Source organism: Pirellulaceae bacterium (genome assembly GCA_029243025.1).
Classification (GTDB): Bacteria; Planctomycetota; Planctomycetia; order Pirellulales; family Pirellulaceae.
Map to the genome: position 1 here is coordinate 1 of JAQWSU010000016.1, position 16,202 is coordinate 16,202.

Genomic DNA, 16,202 nt, shown 5'->3' on the forward strand with positions numbered 1-16,202 from the left:
CATCACCTATGCCGGGGAATACATTTCATGGTTCGATGCCTGGTTAGTATCGCAAGAGCTGGCCAATCGAGCCGTGGTTATCAACGCAGGTCTTCCCAGCGAAACAGTATCCGGACTTAGCGAAGCTGGACACGCCGGTGGGCAATTCCCTCGCCCCGACCTTGCTGAACGCCTGAAGCGGGTGCTAACGGTCACAAAACCGGACCTCGTCTTCGCCTGCTATGGAATTAACTGTGGCATCTATCAACCGCTAAACGAGCAACGATTCGAACGTTACCAGCAGGGCATCACGAAACTGAAAGATGAAGTCGAAGCCTTTGGCGCTCAATTAATTCTAATCACGCCACCATGCTTCGATGACCAACGAGCCCAAAAAAATTACTCGTATAACAAGGTCTTGAACGAGTATTCGAAATGGCTGGTAAAGCAAGAGAACGATGATTGGATGATCATCGACTTGCATGGTCCGATGTCACACGAATTATCGGAACGTCGAAAATCAAACCCTAATTTCACCTTCCAACCTGATGCCGTTCACCCCAATGCCGAAGGGCATCGATTTATCGCCGAGCAATTGATTGATTGGTTCGGCGGGCCATTGAATGACAAAGGCGACAAGCAAATCAGAAAGCTCGTCGATCAACGCTTGAAATTGCGACGAGATGCTTACCTTGCTGCGGCCGGACACAAACGACCCGGTATCAGATCTGGTTTACCCGTCAAACAGGCCGAACAAGAAGCCGAAAAACTCACCCAACGAATGAATCAGGATAGCGTGAACACGTCAAATCCGAGGGAATAACTCTTCTGCCGCCCAACAATTGGTTTGACAGCTTACAACGGAGAGTTACGACATCTCCAAGAACAATCATTGGATTCACGGCGGCCGCGAAATTGACCGCTGAATTCTACTAGCGACAAGCGTGGAGCAAAGGTTATGCTATGGAGACACTGCAGGATCCCCACCCCAACAGCAACTTGCCAATGCACTGCGACTTGCCGATGCACTGCCCTCTCCTGTTTACTTCCATTAATCGATCCTTGTTATGCCTGCTGATGCTGTTCAGTAGCGCTACGGCTCAAGCAGCCGAGCATGAGTTCTTCGAAACAAAAATCCGGCCGCTCCTGGCCGAGCACTGCTATTCGTGCCATTCCGGAAAATCAGAAAAGTTACAAGCCGGCTTGTATCTCGATCGAGCCGATGGCTTGACTCAAGGCGGCGAGAGTGGTCCCGCCATTGTGGCCGGAAAACCGGATGAGAGCCTTTTAATTCGCGCCGTCCGCTATGAAGAAAATGAAATGCCACCGGACGGCAAATTGGCCGACGCCGAGATTGCGGCGCTGACGAAATGGGTTGAACGAGGAGCCAAATGGCCCGCGGATCAAACGAATGCAAAGATCGCGAATGAAACAGGCTACGACTGGAACTATTTTCGCAACGAACACTGGTCGCTCCAACCCATCACGTTACCTATTCCGCCAACGGTCAACGAGACGGATTGGCCAAAGGATGATATCGATCAATTTGTATTGGCGGCTCTTGAATCCGCAAACTTGCCACCGGCGAAAGCTGCCTCACCACAGATTCTCGCACGTCGCATTTACCTGGACCTGATCGGCATTCCACCCACGCCGAATGAAGTTGACGAATTCGTTTCGGCAGCGGCCGAAGGTCGACAACAGGCAATCGCCGACTTGGTGGACAACTTGCTTGCTTCCCCGCATTACGGTGAGCGTTGGGGACGCCATTGGCTCGACGTCGCACGCTACTCGGATGGCTACGGCGGCTTCCTTGACAACCGGGCAAATCAACACGCGTGGCGATATCGCGACTGGGTTGTGAAAGCCTTCAACAACGATCAACCGTACGATCAATTCGTGAAAGCCCAAATCGCTGGAGACCTACTCGGCACTCAAAGTGACGCAATTGGAACCGGTTTCTTCGCGCTTGGACCCAATTATCAGTCTGATGGGGGAGATCCAGACAGTGTCGCTCAGGCAAAGAGCGAGACCTTAGATGATCGCATGGATACCTTGTCGCGTGGCTTCCTGGCGTTAACCGTTTCCTGTGCTCGCTGTCACGACCACAAGTTCGATCCGATCCCTCAGATCGATTATTATTCACTCGCAGGCATCTTCCACAACAGTGGTGTGCGTGAAACACCACTTGTCTCCGACGACATCGTCAAGGCTTACAATGACCGCCAAAACGAGATTAAGCAGCGCGAGAAGCAGATCAACGAACTGCAAAAGAAAGCCAAACAGGAGAATCGAGAACTTTCTAAATCAGAACAAACTCAGCTCGAAAAATGGAAAGTAGAGCTCGATGAGCTGCGGAAGTCCGCTCCGTCCAAATATCCATCCGCCCACGCGCTGCACGACAAGGGAAGCAGCAATCTACACGTTGCCTTGCGTGGCAATTCGCGCAAGCCAGGCGAGGAAGCCCCGCGCCGCTTCCTGGAAATACTCTCAGCGACCGAACGGTCCCCTTACTCAGAGGGCAGCGGAAGAATCGAATTGGCTAATTCGATCGCGAATGCCTCCAATCCACTCACCGCGCGGGTGATCGTTAATCGGATCTGGCTGCAACATTTCGGTAAAGCACTCGTGCGATCGCCGAGCAATTTCGGTTCACTCGGTGAGACACCGACACACCCCCTGCTACTGGACTGGCTGGCGGCAAATTTCATCGAATCCGGCTGGTCGATCAAGACACTGCATCGGCAGATCATGTCGTCATCGACCTATCAAATGAGCAGCCAAATGAACTCGGACAATTTCGCTCGCGACGGTGACAATCGTCTTATCTGGCGAATGAATCCACGCCGAATGGATGTCGAAGCCTGGCGAGATTCGTTACTGGCGGTGACCGGCGAATTGGACCTGACGATTGGTGGACCACCGCTCGATAACTTATCTTCAACTCGACGCCGCACGCTCTATGCAAAAGTAAGTCGAAACGGAGATGTCTTCGAATCAGATCGATTTCTAAGGCTCTTCGATTTCCCTTTGATGCGTGCGACAGTGGCTCAGCGACCATCCAGCATCGTTCCCCAACAATTCCTCTTCCTGATGAATAGCCGATTCATGGTGGATCGTGCCGAGGCTCTGGCCACAAAACTTGAAACGGCTGCAACGAATGATGACCAACGTATCGAGCTAGCCTATCGCCTACTGTTCGGAAGATTACCCCGTGCAAACGAATTAGAATTGGGGCGCAGATTTGTCTCGGACAACTCTAGTTTGAAAAACCCTGACGAAAATGGCGATAAATTGGCCAGATTTGTGCAATATGCACAGGTGCTTTTGAGTTCCAACGAGTTCATGTATGTGCGATAATTTCTAGTAAATTCGGAATCCAGATTTACCCCGCGGTCAAGCAATGACCTGAGGAGCCTCGACGATGAGCCATCGTGCCGCCCGCCCCCACCGAAATCCGCATCCCCCCGTCAATCGGCGCGAGATGTTGCAGCGAATTGGGGCTGGATTCGGTTCGCTCGGCCTGGCGGGTATGCTCGCTGCCGAACCGGCCCACGCGACTCAGGCAGGGTCTCCCTTGGCACCCAAAGCTCCCCACTTTGCACCGAAAGCCAAACACGTCATTCAATTGTTCATGCCGGGTGGTCCGTCGCAAGTCGATACCTTTGATTACAAACCGCAGATTGATAAACATGCGGGAGAACGTCCAAGCATTGTCAATCGCAAGACACTGCGAAATACAAAAAACGGTTTGTTCCCCTCCCCGTTTGGATTTCAACAATACGGCCAATCGGGCAAATGGGTTAGTGACATTTTCCCACATGTCGCGCAACACGTAGACGACCTCTGTTTTGTTCATTCAATGCATACCGATATCCCGGAACATGCCGGCGCGATGCTGATGATGAATCTGGGCCATTTGCAACCCAGCCGCCCAAGTATGGGATCTTGGCTGACCTACGGCCTGGGAACCGAGAATCAAGATTTGCCTGGATTCATCGCAATGAGTCCGCGAGCTCAACCGCGCGGCAAGCTGGCCAATTGGGGAAACTCATTTTTGCCAGGTGCCTATGCGGGAACCTACGTCAATATCGCCGAAATGAAGCAGGACCAAATCTTGCGGGACTTGAAGAACAATTGGCTACCTCGAGCCTCGCAACGCCAACAAGCCGATCTGCTAGCCAAGCTGAATCATTTGGATTTGGAGCAACAACAGACCGACCAACAATTGGAAGCCAGCATTCAAGCCATGGAAATGGCGTTCCGCATGCAATTTGCAGTTCCCGATGTCTTCGATACAACCCAAGAAACCCAAACCACACTCGATATGTACGGCGACAGCGAATATGCCAAGGGCTGTCTCTTGGCAAGACGTCTCGTTGAACGTGGCGTCCGTATGGTGCAGCTATCCCATTCAATCGATGGCTATGACATCGCCTGGGATACCGGACATGGCGATATCGCGGGAGGTCACAAACGGCTCGCTCAAGCTTGCGATCAGGGCATTGCGGCACTGATCAAGGATCTAAAACAACGAGGACTGTTCGACAGTACGCTCGTCATCTGGGGTGGTGAATTTGGTCGAGCTCCAACTTCCGAAGGCCAAAAAGGACGCGATCATGATCACTACGGATTCACGGTATGGATGGCAGGAGGCGGTGTAAAAAGCGGTTTGAGCTACGGATCCACCGACGAGTTCGGCTGCACGGCAGTCGAAAATCGCGTTCACGTGCATGACCTCCATGCCACCATTCTCCATCTGATGGGATTGGATCATGAGCGACTTACCTATCGCTACTCAGGTCGCGATTTCCGATTAACGGACGTGCATGGCAAGGTCGTTCACGACATCATCGCCTAGGCTCAACCAACGACGAATGGAATTTTCCGATTGCCCTAAAAAGCTCGTCGTCAACTTTACGAGCAAGTGCACTCGCTATTTTTCCGGAAGGGCCCGATGATAACGATCAACGGACCAATCCCTGTGGCGATCAACCGTTCCATCAGGCCAAAAAATTTCTACCAAATCAACTTGGCTGGTTTCCCCGAGACCAAAATGCAATCGAGCCGGATGCTGTGCCAAGAATGAGTCCCCCGTAACCACTCGACCTATTTGTTCACCATCAGGGGTGTGCACAACGACTTTGGCGCCGATTGGCGAACATCCCTCAGCATGATGATGCAAATCAACGCCAATCCAATGAGCGTCGGTCTGCAAAGTGTTTTGATAAGCATGCAACGTCGTCTCAAAGCCCTGCCCCACAAAATCGTACTGAGCAACAACTAAATCCGGTCGCCCATCGGAGTCGAGATCGGCCCCGACGACGGAGCGGGCATCATATTCAAAACTGACTCCCAACAGGAATGCAATATCGGTGTACTTTTGCCCATCGATACTGAGTAATAAGCGGTTGTGTTCAAAGCCGTTCCAAGATATCTGCCCCTGATCCAAGTCGCGCAAAGAGTCGGCAAAAAATGATTGCAGAGGTTTACTTTCATCAGAAGATCCGGTGTAAATGTCATGGCGCCAATAGGTCGTACAATAATCCTGACATGACTGACCGCTTCGAAAACCGTTTGCCACGTAAATATCTCGATCGCCATCCAAGTCGAAGTCAAATGAGGTGGTGCCCCAAGACCATCCGGTACGTGCCACTTGGGCAGCAAACGAAGGCGAAGCAAAATCGTTTTGACGACGCAGATACATCCGATTTCCGTAACCCATCGCACCACGCATTCGATGAATGTCCGGACGATCCTCACGCCCTAACCCCAGTCGATCAAGTCGTCGAGCAGTCGTACTGCTCATTCCAATTGCATAAATATCAGTTAGCCCATCTCGGTCAAAATCAGCCAAGGTGTGGGCCATCCCGAACAAGTGACGCTCAGGCAGGACTTTTTCGGTGATATCAACAAAATGACCATTGCCCTGATTTTCGTGTAAGTCAACGCCTGCATAGTCACTGACAACCAACAAATCTTGATCACCATCATCATCCCAATCAAACAACGAAGTGCTGTAGGTACGGCGTCTACGCTTCGCGGCTAAACCAGCCGATTGTGTCGCATCAGTAAAATGTCCCCGACCATCATTCAGCAAGAGAAACGACGGTTCACCGTCGTTCGCATCATAATAGGGAGTCGGCATCTGGCCTTGTCGGTACCCCGGCTTGTACTGCGTGACCCAAAGATCTAAATCCCGATCTCCGTCGACATCTCCAGCAGTAATGGCAGCTGCTTCCGGGGCGTAAATCACCGAATCCACAACGGGCTCCTCGTTGAATTCACCCTTCGAATTACCAACATAAATCACGAGCCGGCCCTGCTTATCGACAGCAGCAAAATCGGCTCGCCCATCGGCAGTCAAATCGGCGACAACACCCGACTCAGCCAGCGGAACGAAATGTTTGAACAAGGATGCTTCTTTAAATCGCCCTGCCCCTTGATTCCAGTAAACACGGTTCCAACGACTAATCAAAATCTCTGGAAAACCATTGCCATCAAGATCGTAGACGATAATGGGATGAGCGCTTGCATGTTGGTCAGGGCGACGACGATAGGTCAACACCCGCCGAAATACAGGGCGTCCTGTACGCGCAAGGATCTCCAAATCCCGAACGGTTAAATCAGCCGGCTGTGGGTCCGGCTGACCTTCTTTCCATTTCACATCAAGGTTGCCACGCACAATAATGCGTTGCTGAGGAACGTCCTCTTCCAATGTACCTGTCAGTGGACGAGCCAGATGCAAAACAAAACCAACCACCGAATGCGCACCTTCGGATGTGCGTTGAAAAGTTGCGTGATGCCACTCCGATTCAAGCAAGCGAAACTGCTGCTGTTTCAACTTGGCTCCAATTTCCTGCCAACCGTCCGGAGTCACGTTCTGCAACTGGTCACTGAATTGAAATCGGCGGATGCCCAATTCCAAGTTTTCCGCGTGCGTAGGCATCGGAAACGACAAGCGATCGAACAACACATGAGCCAAAACATCAAGCGGTTGTTCAGCAACTCGCAATTTATCCCAGAGTGAAACAAAATACTGTTCATATGCCTGGGCAGCGACCTCCTCCGACCAGACATTCTGATCCAATTGCTGACGTTCAGCCTTGAGCCGGTTCAACGAATCCGAGGGATTCAATGATGATTCACCGGGAGAATCTTCGAGGATTGGCTGCAGCGTCGCGGGGTGCGAAGCAAGCTCAGCAGGGGCTTTGGCCGAAATTTCAACCGGCGATTGTTGCGTGTCATCATTCGGCTTCGGAAAATCACATCCGATGACGAAACACAAAACAAACAATTTCGCAGAAAAAAATCCAGCGTTATGAATATTTAACACATTGATCATCGCTATTTAACGCAAGAGTGCTTAAACTCTGTTTTAGATTGTACACACCAAAATCGGGTGCCTTGTCAGTTCTATTTTACTGGACGAACATGAATACGAGCCACAGAGAAAAAATATCATGACGCGATTCGGTTTTTTAATCACCCTTTCGATCGTATTTTCATGCGGCACGCTGCTGGCCGACACGCTCACTTACGACTTTGATGACGGGACATTTCAAGGTTGGGATTACATTACGCCGGAGGGAACGCCCTTCCCTGTAGACGACAGCGACAGCGGATGGATTGCTTCCGATGAACCGATCGACATCAACGACGGCTTCACGCTTTTGGCGGCGACCTCGGGAGATTTTCGTGTGGTGCCGGATCCTTGGGGCACTCGTGATTGCCTGGGCGCTACGATTTGCTATACGCAAGTCTTGCGATCACCACCGTTCGAATTGGGCGCGTCAGGCGATTTGACGATCGATATGATGGGTGGCGGTGCACAATCGAACCGACCATACGATCCCGAAGTAGATCTCTTACCCGAAGAACCCGAAGACATGATGGAACTGAAGGACAGCCTCGGCTATCAGGGATTCGGTTTGCTGGACATCGATGCTAACGAATACGTCGCATTCGGCTTCTCCTCTCACGAAAATGATGGCAAAGCGCGACCCGATGACCCTGTCACACGAAAAGACTGGGAAACCGTTGCGATTCCGGAAGCCGAGTTGGCGAGCTTCGCGAATAATGGCAAACAGTATTCCGTCGATGTCTTTGACTCCTACTCCGGAGGCTGGGCCTGGATTGGATTCGATACTGTGAAAATTCCGATCGCGGGTGCTGCTGGCGAACCGGGTGATTTTAATGCGAACGGCGTCCTCGATGGCGATGATATCGAAGCGTTATCGGCAGCCGTTAGGGATGGAGCAACGGACAGCAAATGGGATGTTGACGGCAACTCTCTGGTCAACAACGACGACCGACTGTTCTGGGTAAATGATCTCAAAATGACCTACTTGGGCGATTCAAATCTCGACGGCGAATTCAACAGTAGTGACTTTGTCGCAGTCTTTGCCAAGGGCCAGTACGAGGACGCAATCTCGAACAACTCAACCTGGTCGGATGGAGACTGGAACGGAGACAGTGATTTTGATAGCAGCGACTTCGTCGCGGCATTTGCAGCGGGTGGGTATGAAAAAGGACCTCGTGTACCGGCGGCCGCCTTGGTACCCGAGCCAGCCTCAGCCACTGGATTACTGCTGGGAATCATCGGTCTGCTACTAAGCAGCCGTCGCCGCAAGTAAGTGGCTTGGCCCCACGAACGATCAATCTCTGCCCCCCAAAGCTTTGGGGGGCATTGCGTTTCAGCATCGTTGATAGGCGACCGTTCTTTCGGGATTCTCCTGAAGGTTGATTTGCCAAGGAAACCATGAAGCTTGGCAAATCGCTTTCGTACTCAGCTTTCCCTGCAACCGGTCCCCCTACCGTCTCAGAATCCAGTCTCTTTCCATGCGTGGGCTTCGTAATCGATAAGCCCCACCATCATCTGCCCTCTGCAGATCAAGCGACAAGTAGAAGCACCGATCGGTGGTAACCGCACGGCAAAGCACAAGATTCGATGAAATCTACCGAGTCCAATAAGCTGGTAAATCATCTTGCGTGTCACACAGGATTGCCAGAATGGCCTGACGGTCCGGCCCTGACAAGTGATGAAAACGATCACGTTCATCTTCCCCGGTGAGGATCGCATATAGTCTTTGGTAAACATGGCTTTTGACAACAGTCGGCAAGCCTTCGAAAGATTTAGAATAGATCAGAAAGCTGCAAGGATATTTCATCATTCGAGTCGTCAGATCGAATTCTCTTAGGGAACGGCCGTGGCGATCACGAGGCCCACGTGAAGCAAATTCTGTCGTAAAACTCGAACTTCCTCGAATCGGCGCGGTGAGTTGAAACTCGTCAGCAAACAACATGTATTCGACCAACCGCTCAGCCGCCAAACGTATTCGCCGCTTTGCTGATTCACTTTGAAAATCCGTTGGTCGATTCATCGCCTTGTTCATGACTTGATCGTAGTGAAACGCGGAACGAGTCTCGTAATTGGCACGAGTGATTAAATTGTGCATTCGCGTTTGATGCACCAAAACCATCAAAGCAACGATGTCACTGTGCGAAGACAAATAGGGCTTTGTGTTAAGCCACGGCTGCAGATTCGTAACGTTCGCGCCTTCCTCCAGGTCCAAGACTTCTGGATGATCACGATCGGTCACGGTCACGTTTCCCATGTGTTGCATTGCCCCGTGGGTCCCTGACACATACCAGCCTCCCCAACGCTCTTTAAACGGGCTACGCTGATCTGTCGTGAAAGTGCCTGAGCCGTAAAACGGTTGCCCCGATTGATCTGCGTAGACAGAACGTACAAGGTGGCCTGGTACGCCAGAAGTTCGAGATGAAGCATGGCAAACGATACACTGTCCTCGATCACGGACCAAATCAGGACGTTCCATTTGCTTCTGGCGAAGCGTGTAAAAGACGCCACCTAGTTGTGGATCGGCGGCGGATATCTCCAACACATCACCGCCCTGCACCCAACCAACATACACGTCGTCGTTGAAATAGATCGCACGTGGTCGCCGTGAAGAAATCTGACGCAATTGAAAACTGGTCTTTGAGAACACCAACATCTGCGACGAAATGGGAATGTCGAGATCCTCAAGTAACGACCGTAAATAGCCGTGTTCGGTATCGTACTCAAGTTTGGATACACCACTCGTAATCTTCATTTTCAACTTGGAGATTGGGTCTGAGGCAACCGTCGATTGGTAACTAATCGGTTTCGATTCAAATTCGATTTGTCCGTGCAACAAAGTTCCCGAAAATAAAGTGGCGCAGAGGCTACTCAAAAACTGACTCAACCTTAGAAATCCCAAACCTCGAAGAGAACTAACACTAGGTTGGACAGTCATCGGTTCAAAATTCCTTTGCTTTCTCGCATTCCAATCGACTACACCTCGGCGCTGAACACCCCCCGACAGATTCAATACTTGTGAAAACACCGCAGACAGAAAAATGATGACCAGAAACATTCGGCACAGCAACCTCGTTCCCGATCGCCTGCGGGAATTCCCCAAAACCTGAAACAAGGGACTACTACAACTTGTAACTTCTTCGCAGGCAAAAGACGAGCCGAAAACAGCTCGCGGAAAAAAGTTTTTCCTTGCCAATTGCCGCCAGCAACGATCGCTGCAAGTCCCTCAACTTAAAAAATTCAATTTGGCAATTGCGAGAAAATAATCATAACGCCGAGATCCACCACTCCATTTATCGGCGACGTAAGCAAACGGGCGACGTAGATAATATCGCCTCGAGCCGAGGCGAAGTGACGGAAATATGAAGGGATTAATGGTCACTCTTTTTACTGAGCGAAACGGCTACCAGCAGGAAATAGCATCGCATCGCAATACACACTCCTGAAATGACCAACAGACGAGTGGGAACAATTCACGACAAACATTGCTCTCTGTGCAACTTCAAGAACCTTTGCATCACCGTCTTTTGATGGGTCAATCAATGCGAATCACCTCCCACACTATCAAGAATTAACCTCTTAAAAGCTCATAACTTGTCAGAGTTAGGAGCAGACCTATAAAAGCGAGCGCCAGCTCAAAGTACCTGCTTGTGAATTGGAGGAAGAGGCTATGAAATTGCGAAAGTCGAAGCGATTTAAATCCCGACCACAGTCATGTAGACGATCTGGCTTGCAGCACGAGCGACTCGAAGACAGAAGCATGCTGACGGCGATGCTTCAGGTCATTCATAACTCACCGTATGCAGAAGCTGCCGTCGTCGATGTCTACGCAAACGACGCTTTGTTGCTGGACGACTTTGCTTTTCGCGAAGCGTCTCCCTTTGTTGAGGTCCCCTCCGGAGTGGATATCACGCTTGATATCACCGCAGCCGACGCAGCGGACAATAGCCATCCAGTCTCCAGTGCCACCGTCAATCTGGCAAGCGAGACTTACGTGGCGATGGCTGCGGGCGATCCACTCGGACGTGAGGGACAGCCAGCATTCGGATTGGCCGTCACCGATATGGGACGTGAGGCTGCCGCGACAGAAGGGAACGCTGAATTCTTGGTCGTTCACGGATCGCCCGATGCACCCACGGTTGACGTGGTGGCGCGTGGAGTCGGAACCCTGGTCGAGAATATTTCCTACCCGGAATTCGCGTCGGATTACCTATCAGTCGCTCCCGCCAACTACACAATCGACATCACCCCTGGCGACGATGACGCAGTCGTGGCTTCCTTCGAAGCCGACCTAAGTGGCGCCGCTGGAGCAGCCTTGGTCGTCGCCGCGTCTGGATTCCTGGCTCCCGCAGACGAGTCAGATCCTTCCTTCGGACTGCTTGCGGTATTTGCCGATGGAACCTCCGCTCTCTTGCCAACAGCAGCACCAGAGCCGGCCTCGCTTCAGGTCATTCACAACTCACCCTACGCAGAAGCTGCCGTTGTCGATGTTTATGCCAACGACGCCTTGCTGCTTGATGACTTCGCGTTCCGCGACGCATCTCCCTTTGTTGAAGTTCCCTCCGGAGTGGATATCACGCTTGATATCACCGCGGCGGATGCAGCGGACAACAGCAACCCGGTCTACAGCGCCACCGTCAATCTGGCAAGCGAGACTTACGTGGCGATGGCTGCGGGCGATCCACTCGGACGTGAGGGACAGCCAGCATTCGGATTGGCCGTCACCGACATGGGACGTGAGGCTGCCGCGACAGAAGGGAACGCTGAATTCTTGGTCGTTCACGGATCGCCCGATGCACCCACGGTTGACGTGGTGGCGCGTGGAGTTGGAATTCTGGTCGATGACATTTCCTACCCGGAATTCGCGCCGGATTACCTATCAGTCGCTCCCGCCAGTTACACGATCGACATCACCCCTGGCGATGATGACGCAGTCGTGGCTTCCTTCGAAGCCGACCTAAGTGGCGCTGCTGGAGCAGCCTTGGTCGTCGCCGCGTCTGGATTCCTGGCTCCCGCAGACGAGTCAGATCCCTCCTTCGGATTGCTTGCAGTATTCGCCGATGGAACCTCCGCTCTCTTGCCAACAGCATCGCTCCCACCCATCCCTGGCGATTCGAACGGTGACGGTGTATTTGATCAGGCCGATCTTGTACTCGCTTTCCAGGGTGGTAAATACGATACGGGAGATCACGCTACGTTTGAACAAGGCGACTGGAATGGAGACGGAGTATTTGACTCGTCAGATCTGATTTCGGCCTTCCAAGCCGGCAACTTCCAGTCTCCCGGTCATCCAGCACCAGCCACCATGGCAGTCGACAGCCTGTTTGCTGACGACGAAGACACTAACAGTTTGCTGATCGGCTAAGCCGCAACGAATGCTCGCAACGCGTAAACTCTCACGTGCCTAGCACGTGAGAGTTTTTTAATAGGGTTGCGAGAACTTGCGGGGAAGCAACGAACAACGTTTCACCTTCTCTCCCTTCGCGCAACAAGCAAATAGGCGGTACCGTTCAACGAATTGGTTGAATTTCTCCCACAACAAGTTGCATGGCAAACGGAGCTTCCACTCTCGAAATTCTCGACGCCAGCGGACCCCATCCGTTCGTCACTCGCCGTGTCTACCGGCAACCCGATCCGTCAGTATTGATTTGGAGTTCCCGCCATTTCCGCAAGCACTTGGTTTTGCCAGAGCATAAACGGCTAGTCGCACTGACAGAAATCCTCACGACATGCCTCTGGTTGCCGCGACAACTCAACTGTTGGATCGGCATCATCTTCGCGATTGGCCCAGCGTGCTTTTCGACGCCAGTGGATTCAGCCTGAGTACCGAATTGGCAAAAGCGTGGTTTCTGCAACCTGAAACGATCAATCGCATTTATTTTGCAGGGGGCGATTTGCTTTTTCATCGGTTCTATGCTGATGCTCCCTGAAACGGCAGTTCAACTGGAAGAATAATCGGCGTTAGCGACCTCGCTTCATTTCGCAAGCCTCATCGGCTCAGGGTGAGTCTCGCAATCTCATTCACTTGGGACTCCCCGCATTCCCAGTTCGAATTCGAGTACAATGGCGAATCCGACTGAATTAGGTTACGGTGGCGAGCCTCTCAAAATAAACGGAAACGGTGGAATCGCGAGATGGCAATTTACGGAACGTCGCTCTTGTCAATCTGCCTGCTCGCAGGGCTAATCGTCGGCAAGCTATTCGGGCTAATCCTGGGGGTAGATGCGAACGTAGGTGGGGTTGGCATCGCCATGCTGCTGTTGATTTTCATTTGCGACCGCCTGCACCATAGCGGTCATTTGCAGCCCCCTACCGAGCGCGGAATCCTATTTTGGAGTTCCATCTACATACCAATTGTTGTCGCAATGGCTGCCAGCCAAGACGTTGTTGCAGCGATGAAAGGTGGTCCGATCGCTATTCTGGCGGGTATCATAGTAGTCATCGCGAGTTTTGCCATGGTGCCAATCATCAGCCGCTGGGGGAAACCGCACTCTGAGTTACCTGGGGAGGAAAACTCTTCATGAGCTCGCTCGATGCAATGCACAGTCTGCTGACGAAATATTATTTGGTAACGGCGTTCGCGATCGTTGGTTCTACCGTTTGGATATCGTATTTTCTTTCAAATCGCATCCTACGCGGTCGTCTACACGGTTCGGCAATCGCAATTCTTATCGGCTTGATTTTCGCCTATCTCGGCGGTGTTGCAACAGGTGGAAAAAAAGGGGTTGCTGACATCGAGGTCCTTTCAGGCATTGGCATCATGGGCGGCGCCATGTTGAGAGATCTGTCAATTGTGGCAACTGCCTTTGGTGTCAGGCTCGATGAATTTCGAAAAACGGGCCTGAGCGGCATTGTGTCGCTCTTGATCGGTGTCTTTCTATCTTTCTTCGTAGGTGCCTCGGTTGCCTACGCTTTTGGTTACCGTGATGCGGTCAGCATGACTACGATCGGAGGGGGCACAGCAACTTACATTGTCGGCCCCGTGACGGGCAGCGCGCTCGGTGCGTCGTCGGACGTTATGGCGTTGAGCGTGGCAGCTGGATTAATCAAATCAATACTTGTCATGACGGCAACCCCATTGGTTGCCAAATCGATTGGACTCGACAATCCACGGTCGGCCCTCATTTTTGGCGGTTTGATGGGTACGACGAGCGGCGTTGCTGGAGGCCTAGCTGCAACCGATCCTAAACTTGTACCCTACGGCGCCATGACGGCGACGTTTTACACCGGCCTGGGCTGTTTGCTCGGACCTTCATTGGTGTTTATCGTGATTCGCACTCTTGTTCCACTCTTGGTCGCCAGCTAATTGCTCAAGGAAAAAGATGAAATCCATTCAACTTTTAGCAAGAGCGCGTGTCCATGGTGACCGCATTGCGTTTCAATCTGACCATGACAAACACTCCTATGCCGAGTTAATTGACCGTGCGGAGCAATTGGCTCACCAACTTCTGGACGGACGTGACGATTTACAGGAAGCAAGAATAGGCTTTCTTATTCCAGCGGGCGTCGACTACGTCGTAGCGCAGTGGGGCGTCTGGCTTGCCGGTGGAATCGCTGTTCCATTGAGCCTGTCGGCGACGGTACCGGAACTCAGCTATACTCTCAAGGACTCTCAAACTTGCTGCTTGATCGCTAACCAAGATCAGCTGAAACAACTTACCTCCGTCATTGAAGCATTCGATTTACGCACGCTGACGCCCGACGTCCCATCAGAAAACAATACCGACACATTACCGCCAATCACGCCCGACCGCCGGGCGATGATTCTCTATACAAGCGGCACAACAAGCACTCCCAAGGGCGTGGTCACGACTCATGCCAACATCGAGTCTCAGATCACCACATTGGTCGAAGCTTGGCAGTGGGAGTCGACTGATCGCATTCCACTATTCCTACCACTCCATCACATTCATGGAATAATCAATGTGATGTCCTGTGCTCTCTGGTCGGGCGCTACCATCGAACCCTTTGCAAAGTTCAAAACCGACCTGATTCTCAATCGTGTTGCCGCGGGCGCTTACACGGTATTCATGGCAGTACCGACAATTTATGTCAAATTGATTCAAGCGATCGAGTCTGAGACCAGCGACTCTCAGTCAGCCATTATCGCAGGATTTGCGGCAATGCGTCTCATGGTCTCCGGATCGGCCGCCCTGCCGGCTAGCGTCCACGAGCATTGGACGAGACTTACCAATCAGCAACTACTGGAACGTTATGGCATGACTGAAATTGGCATGGCACTTTCCAATCCCTATCACGGTGAACGTCGACCCGGTGCAGTCGGCCAGCCATTACCGCTTGTTGAATTGCGGCTAAAATCCGAAACGGGTGAAATTATCGCAGGCGAGAATCAACCCGGCGAAATTCAAGTTTGCGGACCATGTGTTTTCCTTGAATACTGGGATCGGGAGAGTGTGACGATTGATTCATTTGATGAAGGCTGGTTTCAGACGGGCGACGTAGCCGTACTCGAAGACGGCTATTACCGCATCATGGGGCGCCAGTCAGTCGACATCATCAAAAGTGGTGGATATAAGCTATCAGCACTTGAAATCGAAGCCGCTTTGCTGCAACACGAAGCAATCCGTGAGTGCGCTGTGGTGGGGGTCGAAGATGCCACCTGGGGTGAAGCCGTTGCCGTTGCCATCGTGGTTCAAGACGACACAATGCTTCAACTCGAATCACTGCGAAACTGGTGCCAAGGTCGGCTGTCTCAATACAAAATTCCCAAACACCTGTTAGTCGTGGATCAGCTTCCACGAAACGCGATGGGAAAAATCACAAAGCCCGCTGTCCGTAAATTCTTTTAGGATCTACCCAAGACCCTATCCTTCGACTTCATGAAATGATTCATTGAGCAAGG

At 51.9% G+C, this 16,202-nt stretch carries 11 protein-coding genes; 9 read left to right on the plus strand and 2 right to left on the minus strand.

Annotation, left to right across the window (positions count from 1 at the left end):
* From P8N76_06475 to P8N76_06485, 3 genes are all read left to right on the plus strand, one after another.
* On the plus strand, window positions 1-802 hold an 802-nt coding region (locus P8N76_06475), incomplete at its 5' end, for a GDSL-type esterase/lipase family protein (GenBank protein MDG2381302.1).
* Between the two features lie 140 nt (window positions 803-942).
* Complete coding sequence (locus P8N76_06480) at window positions 943-3,339, plus strand: DUF1553 domain-containing protein (protein ID MDG2381303.1); 2,397 nt, start codon at window positions 943-945, stop codon at window positions 3,337-3,339.
* A gap of 64 nt (window positions 3,340-3,403) precedes the next feature.
* The gene (locus P8N76_06485; GenBank protein MDG2381304.1) at window positions 3,404-4,840 is read left to right on the plus strand and encodes a DUF1501 domain-containing protein; all 1,437 of its coding nucleotides are present in this window, start codon (window positions 3,404-3,406) and stop codon (window positions 4,838-4,840) included.
* Window positions 4,841-4,915: 75 nt separating this feature from the next.
* Here the strand turns inward: P8N76_06485 and P8N76_06490 are convergent, their stop codons facing one another.
* Window positions 4,916-7,324 (minus strand): CRTAC1 family protein, encoded by a 2,409-nt coding sequence (locus P8N76_06490; GenBank protein ID MDG2381305.1) that lies wholly within the window; start codon window positions 7,322-7,324, stop codon window positions 4,916-4,918.
* 118 nt (window positions 7,325-7,442) lie between these two features.
* Here P8N76_06490 and P8N76_06495 point away from each other — a divergent pair, with 118 nt between their 5' ends.
* Complete coding sequence (locus tag P8N76_06495) at window positions 7,443-8,615, plus strand: PEP-CTERM sorting domain-containing protein (GenBank protein ID MDG2381306.1); 1,173 nt, start codon at window positions 7,443-7,445, stop codon at window positions 8,613-8,615.
* 321 nt (window positions 8,616-8,936) lie between these two features.
* On the opposite strand, the gene P8N76_06500 is transcribed toward P8N76_06495, so the two are convergent.
* Window positions 8,937-10,277 (minus strand): hypothetical protein, encoded by a 1,341-nt coding sequence (locus tag P8N76_06500; protein MDG2381307.1) that lies wholly within the window; start codon window positions 10,275-10,277, stop codon window positions 8,937-8,939.
* 822 nt (window positions 10,278-11,099) lie between these two features.
* Here P8N76_06500 and P8N76_06505 point away from each other — a divergent pair.
* From P8N76_06505 to P8N76_06525, 5 genes are all read left to right on the plus strand, one after another.
* Entirely contained in the window at window positions 11,100-12,704 is a 1,605-nt protein-coding gene (locus P8N76_06505) for a DUF4397 domain-containing protein (GenBank protein MDG2381308.1), read from the plus strand.
* 364 nt (window positions 12,705-13,068) lie between these two features.
* On the plus strand, window positions 13,069-13,269 hold the full coding sequence (locus P8N76_06510) for a hypothetical protein (protein MDG2381309.1): 201 nt from the start codon (window positions 13,069-13,071) through the stop codon (window positions 13,267-13,269).
* A 204-nt stretch (window positions 13,270-13,473) separates the two neighbouring features.
* The gene (gene madL / locus P8N76_06515; GenBank protein MDG2381310.1) at window positions 13,474-13,863 is read left to right on the plus strand and encodes a malonate transporter subunit MadL; all 390 of its coding nucleotides are present in this window, start codon (window positions 13,474-13,476) and stop codon (window positions 13,861-13,863) included.
* On the plus strand, window positions 13,860-14,645 hold the full coding sequence (madM, locus tag P8N76_06520; protein ID MDG2381311.1) for a malonate transporter subunit MadM: 786 nt from the start codon (window positions 13,860-13,862) through the stop codon (window positions 14,643-14,645). Before madL ends, madM begins: the two co-directional genes overlap by 4 nt.
* Window positions 14,646-14,661: 16 nt before the next feature.
* Window positions 14,662-16,149: an acyl-CoA synthetase gene (locus P8N76_06525; GenBank protein MDG2381312.1), complete on the plus strand. Its 1,488-nt coding sequence runs from the start codon at window positions 14,662-14,664 to the stop codon at window positions 16,147-16,149.
* Window positions 16,150-16,202: the final 53 nt, after the last annotated feature.

Bases quoted from the DNA above. Each gene is read 5' to 3' on its own strand.
- P8N76_06480 (MDG2381303.1), top strand. From the start codon at position 943: ATGGAGACACTGCAGGATCCCCACCCCAACAGCAACTTGCCAATGCAC.
- P8N76_06485 (MDG2381304.1), top strand. From the start codon at position 3,404: ATGAGCCATCGTGCCGCCCGCCCCCACCGAAATCCGCATCCCCCCGTC.
- P8N76_06490 (MDG2381305.1), bottom strand. From the start codon at position 7,324: ATGATCAATGTGTTAAATATTCATAACGCTGGATTTTTTTCTGCGAAA.
- P8N76_06495 (MDG2381306.1), top strand. From the start codon at position 7,443: ATGACGCGATTCGGTTTTTTAATCACCCTTTCGATCGTATTTTCATGC.
- P8N76_06500 (MDG2381307.1), bottom strand. From the start codon at position 10,277: ATGACTGTCCAACCTAGTGTTAGTTCTCTTCGAGGTTTGGGATTTCTA.
- P8N76_06505 (MDG2381308.1), top strand. From the start codon at position 11,100: ATGCTGACGGCGATGCTTCAGGTCATTCATAACTCACCGTATGCAGAA.
- P8N76_06510 (MDG2381309.1), top strand. From the start codon at position 13,069: ATGCCTCTGGTTGCCGCGACAACTCAACTGTTGGATCGGCATCATCTT.
- madL (MDG2381310.1), top strand. From the start codon at position 13,474: ATGGCAATTTACGGAACGTCGCTCTTGTCAATCTGCCTGCTCGCAGGG.
- madM (MDG2381311.1), top strand. From the start codon at position 13,860: ATGAGCTCGCTCGATGCAATGCACAGTCTGCTGACGAAATATTATTTG.
- P8N76_06525 (MDG2381312.1), top strand. From the start codon at position 14,662: ATGAAATCCATTCAACTTTTAGCAAGAGCGCGTGTCCATGGTGACCGC.